The organism is Mycobacterium sp. TH-M15, assembly GCF_057473705.1.
This window is the reverse complement of sequence record NZ_JBYCLB010000081.1, coordinates 1-4,619: the sequence shown is the minus strand read 5'-3', so window position 1 is coordinate 4,619 and position 4,619 is coordinate 1. Positions and strand designations below refer to the sequence as shown.

Sequence of the window (4,619 nt, the reverse complement as noted above, 5' to 3'; positions counted from 1 at the left end):
CTACGGTCGTCCGGCCCGTGGAGCACGGCTTATTTTGCCGACAATCGTATGCGTGTCGCTGCCCGAGGTGTGACACTATGCCTGCCATCGCGCGTCGGAGCATCTGGTCTCCGAGACGCCGTGATCCCCAGGAGGACGAGATGACCAGCTCGGATCCACCAAACCCGTGGCACACCAATTTATGAACGTCATCGATCGCCCCTACCGCACCGTGCAGCGGCTCGTCGAGAAGGTGGTCGAGAAGCCGGTCTACCGCAAGGTGGAGTAGATCATCGAGAAACCGGCGGCGAGCCGGCGATAAGTTCATCCGGACAGGATCTCCCCGGGCCCGGCCACGGGGGGAACCCCGGCTGTCAGCACCGGGCAAACAAGGAGTCAGCGGTGTCAGTAGTGCGGTTGGGCCGCGGCACACGGGTCGCATCGATGGTGGCCGCATTCGCCGCCACCATCGGACTGGTAATCGACGCGCCCTCGGCGGGGGCTGCTCCCTCACCCGAAGCCATCGACGCGATCACGACGCGCTATGCGGAATTCGGCGGGGCGGATTCACTTCTCGGTGTTCCCACCGGCCTCCCCGTCGAGGTCCCCGGCGGGGTCGAGCAAGACTACAGCGGCGGGGCGATCTTCTACTCCTATGAGACGGGCGCGCGGGTCATGCACGGCGCGATCCTGGTGAAGTATCTCGGGCTGGGCGGCCCGGGCAGTGCGCTCGGCCTGCCGACCACCGACGAGACCGACGTCGGCGACGAGGTAGGCCAGTTCACCGACTTCACACAGGCCGGCGGGGCGGCCATCTACTGGTCACCGGATACCGGACCCCGGGTGCTCCGGGCCAAGGTGCTCGAGGCCTGGCGCACCAGCGGAGCCACCTCGGGTCCATTCGGCTATCCCACCAGTGACACGACCGACGTCGGCGGCGTCCAGCGGGCCCGGTTCGTCGGACCGCAGGGCACCCAGATCAGCTGGTCGGAGGCGGCCGGACTGGTCACCGTGCCGCCGGGACTGGCCGCGTCCATCCCGGGGTTCGAGCCGGTCGCCCCGCCGACAGAAGAGGCGACTCCGGCTGAGCCCCCGGAAGCCGACAACGCCGCGCCTATCGGCGACCGCCCCCCCGGGCGGTCCGTCGCGGTCGGCGCCACGCTGACGGCGCTGCTGGTCGGCCTGCTGATGTTGCGGTGGCGACGCCGGCGAGCGGCGCAGTCTCGGACACCGGAACCGAGCCCGGCGGTGACACCCGCAGCACCGCCTCCCGAGCCGGACGTCCCGGCGGCACCCGAACCGGTCGACCCACCGCCGGCCGAGTTGTCGGCCAAGGCTTCCGCCCCGGCCGCCGAGCGAGCCGAACCCGAACCCGCGGCCGTACCCGCGCCGGATGGTGACGGGCATGCGCCTGAGCCGGAGGTCGACACCGCGGTCGGCGCCGAGCAGCAGAGCTGCAATGACACGAGTGACGCAGAGTAACGGTCAATTCGATTGCAACGTCGGCACTTTCACGTTGACTCCGGTCGCGTCGCAGTCGTGGGTGTCCAAGTAGTGCTGGGCGAGCAAGTCGGCGAGGCTGGGCGCTCGGTCGATGAACCGGGCACCGGCGGTCCCCGGCATCGGAGCGACGTCCGGGTCGCATGGAATCTCGCCACAGCAGTCGGGGCATCGGACGGTGACGCGCTCCGGAACGGACATCGACGCTCCGGCGGGTCGGCCAGGTGGCGCTGCACAGCGCTTGGCGGCTCAGGCGTCGCCCCCGGGCAGACGCGCGGAGACGAACCGGACCGACAGCACGCCGTCGCATCGGGTGCTTGCATGTGACCGGAAGACACAGATATATTCTCACGGTGTTGCCTGCAACCGTCAGGAACAGATAACCGAGAAGGTGCCGTATGACGCGCAAGTTGACCGACCTTGAGCTGCTGAACGAACTGGAGCCGGTCGTCGAGAACGCCATCAACCGACACTTCTCGATGGCCAAGGACTGGAACCCGCACGACTACATCCCATGGTCGGAGGGGAAGAACTACTACGCGCTCGGCGGCCAGGACTGGGACCCGGAGCAGGCCAGGCTCTCCGAAGTGGCCCAGACCGCGATGCTGCAGAACCTGTTGACCGAGGACAACCTGCCGTCGTATCACCGCGAGATCGCGATGAACTACAGCATGGACTCGGCCTGGGGCACCTGGATCAACCGATGGACAGCCGAGGAGAACCGGCATGGCATCGCGCTGCGCGACTACCTCGTGGTCACCCGCAACGTCGACCCGATCGAGCTGGAGACGCTGCGCATGGAGACCGTCAACCGCGGTTTCAGCCCCGGCCAGAACCACCAGGTGCAAGACGACCTGTTCGCGTCGAGCCCGCTCGACTCGGTCATCTACGTGACGTTCCAGGAACTGGCCACCCGGATCTCGCACCGCAACACCGGCAAGGCCTGCAACGAAAGCGTCGCCGACCAGCTGCTGGGCCGGATCTCCCACGACGAGAACCTGCACATGATCTTCTACCGCGACGTCGCCGCGCGTGGCTTCGACATCGCCCCACAGCAGGCGATGCACTCGCTGCACCGGGTGCTGGACAACTTCCAGATGCCCGGCTACGTGGTACCGGAGTTCCGCCGCAAGGCGGTGATCATCGCCGTCGGCGGCGTGTACGACCCGCGCATCCACCTCGACGACGTGGTGATGCCGGTGCTCAAGAAGTGGCGCATCCTGGAGCGGGAAGACTTCACCGGCGACGCCGCCCGCTACCAGGACGAGATCGGCAAGATCGTCACCGAACTCGAGGAGACGTGCGAGAAGTTCGAGGTGGCCAAGCAGCGCCGGCTGGAGCGCGAGGCCTTGGTCGCCGAGAAACGGGCCGCGAAGAAGGCGCTCGCGTCATCGGCGTCCTGACCACCGGCCGGATCAACCGGCCTCCCGAGACCGGGCTGCGGATCGGTCCGATCACCCTGTCCAGCCCGGTGGTGCTGGCCCCGATGGCCGGTGTGACGAACGTCGCATTCCGCACCCTCTGCCGCGAGTTGGAGCGGTCCCGGGCCGGCACGGTCAGCGGGCTGTACGTCTGCGAGATGGTCACCGCCCGCGCACTGGTCGAGCGACACCCGGCCACCCTGCACATGACGACGTTCGCGCCCGACGAGTCGCCGCGGTCGCTGCAGCTCTACACCGTCGACCCGGACACCACCCATGCGGCGGTGAAGATGATCGCCGACGACGGGCTGGCCGACCACATCGACCTGAACTTCGGCTGCCCGGTGCCCAAGGTCACCCGGCACGGCGGCGGGTCGGCGCTGCCCTACAAGCGGCGGCTGTTCGGCCGGATCGTGGCGGCGGCCGTACGCGGCACCGAGGGCACCGACATTCCGGTGACGGTCAAGTTCCGGATCGGCATCGACGACGCCCACCACACCCACCTGGACGCCGGCCGGATCGCCGAGGGCGAGGGGGCCGCAGCGGTGGCCCTGCACGCCCGCACCGCCGCGCAGCGCTACTCCGGAACCGCCGACTGGGAGCAGATCGCGCAGCTCAAGCGGCATGTTCGGTCGATCCCGGTGCTCGGCAACGGCGACATCTTCGAAGCCGACGACGCGCTGGCCATGATGGGTGCCACCGGGTGCGACGGGGTCGTCATCGGCCGGGGCTGCCTCGGGCGTCCGTGGCTGTTCGCAGAGTTGTCGGCGGTGTTCACCGGGCGTCCCGTGCCGACCCCGCCCACCCTGGGCGAGGTGGCCGACATCATGCGTCGCCACGCCAGCCTGCTGGCCGCCCATTTCGGCGAGGACAAAGGCCTGCGCGATATGCGTAAACACATCGCCTGGTACCTGCACGGCTTCCCGGCCGGCGCCGAGCTGCGACGGCAGCTGGCGCTGGTCAAGACGACCGGCGAACTCGACGCGCTGCTCGCGCAGCTGGACGCCTCGGCGCCGTTTCCCGACGCCGCCACCGGGCCGCGCGGCCGGCAGGGCTCCCCGGCGAAGGTCGCCCTTCCCGACGGCTGGCTGGCCGATCCGGACGACTGCGCGGTGCCGACCGGAGCCGATGTCATGAATTCCGGTGGCTGAACTGAGACGATCTCGCAATCGCACATTTCCCGGCGTCTCAGTAGAATGAGTGCCTTGTTGGACCGCGCCGTGGCGTGGCGACCGACCAAAAGAAAACGCGGTGCGGCCCCCGCGGGAAGCACCCGGAGCAGCAGTGCACGAGGCATCGGGCACTGCACTGACGTGTGGCCTAGGCACGTCAGGCCCAGGACTCGGAGGCTGTTGGGACATGAGTGACGGCGACAGCGCCCCGCGGGGCCGCCGGGTCACCACCTCCAGTTCGGACCATAACCCGGCGGCCCGGTCTGCCCCCGGCGCCGCGCCGTGGGAACGTTGGCCGGGCGGGCCGCGACGCGGTGCGCCCCGTCGTGGGGAGCCCGGCCGCGATGCCATCCGCCGACAGTCACCGCCGCCGGCCACCGGCGGGCTCGGAACGGCCGAAGCGGACCGACCCGGGAATCACGCCAACGGCCGAGTCACCGTCGCCGAACTGATCGCCAAGGTCGGCAACGGTTCCCAGCCGGAGGGAAGGCACGCCGCTCCGGCGAATGGCGCTGCCCGCACCACCCCACCCAACGGCACACCCCGC

4 protein-coding genes and 1 pseudogene are annotated in these 4,619 nt (G+C 69.2%); 4 read left to right on the top strand and 1 reads right to left on the bottom strand.

Annotated elements, in window-relative coordinates; genetic code table 11:
- The first annotated feature begins 423 nt into the window (after positions 1–423).
- Positions 424–1,461 carry an LGFP repeat-containing protein gene (locus tag AC2VNT_RS02025; RefSeq protein ID WP_486945265.1) on the top strand — a complete coding sequence of 346 codons (1,038 nt, stop codon included), beginning with the start codon at positions 424–426 and terminating at the stop codon, positions 1,459–1,461.
- A gap of 3 nt (positions 1,462–1,464) precedes the next feature.
- On the opposite strand, the gene AC2VNT_RS02020 is transcribed toward AC2VNT_RS02025, so the two are convergent.
- On the bottom strand, positions 1,465–1,602 hold the full coding sequence (locus AC2VNT_RS02020) for a hypothetical protein (RefSeq protein ID WP_486945264.1): 138 nt from the start codon (positions 1,600–1,602) through the stop codon (positions 1,465–1,467).
- A gap of 275 nt (positions 1,603–1,877) precedes the next feature.
- Between AC2VNT_RS02020 and AC2VNT_RS02015 the strand changes: the two genes are divergently transcribed.
- The 3 genes and pseudogenes from AC2VNT_RS02015 to AC2VNT_RS02005 form a co-directional block, all read left to right on the top strand.
- The gene (locus tag AC2VNT_RS02015) at positions 1,878–2,882 is read left to right on the top strand and encodes an acyl-ACP desaturase (protein WP_486945263.1); all 1,005 of its coding nucleotides are present in this window, start codon (positions 1,878–1,880) and stop codon (positions 2,880–2,882) included.
- 11 nt (positions 2,883–2,893) lie between these two features.
- Entirely contained in the window at positions 2,894–4,051 is a 1,158-nt protein-coding gene (dusB, locus tag AC2VNT_RS02010; protein ID WP_486945266.1) for a tRNA dihydrouridine synthase DusB, read from the top strand.
- A gap of 208 nt (positions 4,052–4,259) precedes the next feature.
- Positions 4,260–4,619: pseudogene (locus AC2VNT_RS02005) on the top strand (hypothetical protein); the annotation flags it as partial.

Bases quoted from the DNA above. Each gene is read 5' to 3' on its own strand.
- AC2VNT_RS02015 (WP_486945263.1), top strand. From the start codon at position 1,878: ATGACGCGCAAGTTGACCGACCTTGAGCTGCTGAACGAACTGGAGCCG.
- AC2VNT_RS02025 (WP_486945265.1), top strand. From the start codon at position 424: ATGGTGGCCGCATTCGCCGCCACCATCGGACTGGTAATCGACGCGCCC.
- AC2VNT_RS02020 (WP_486945264.1), bottom strand. From the start codon at position 1,602: ATGCCGGGGACCGCCGGTGCCCGGTTCATCGACCGAGCGCCCAGCCTC.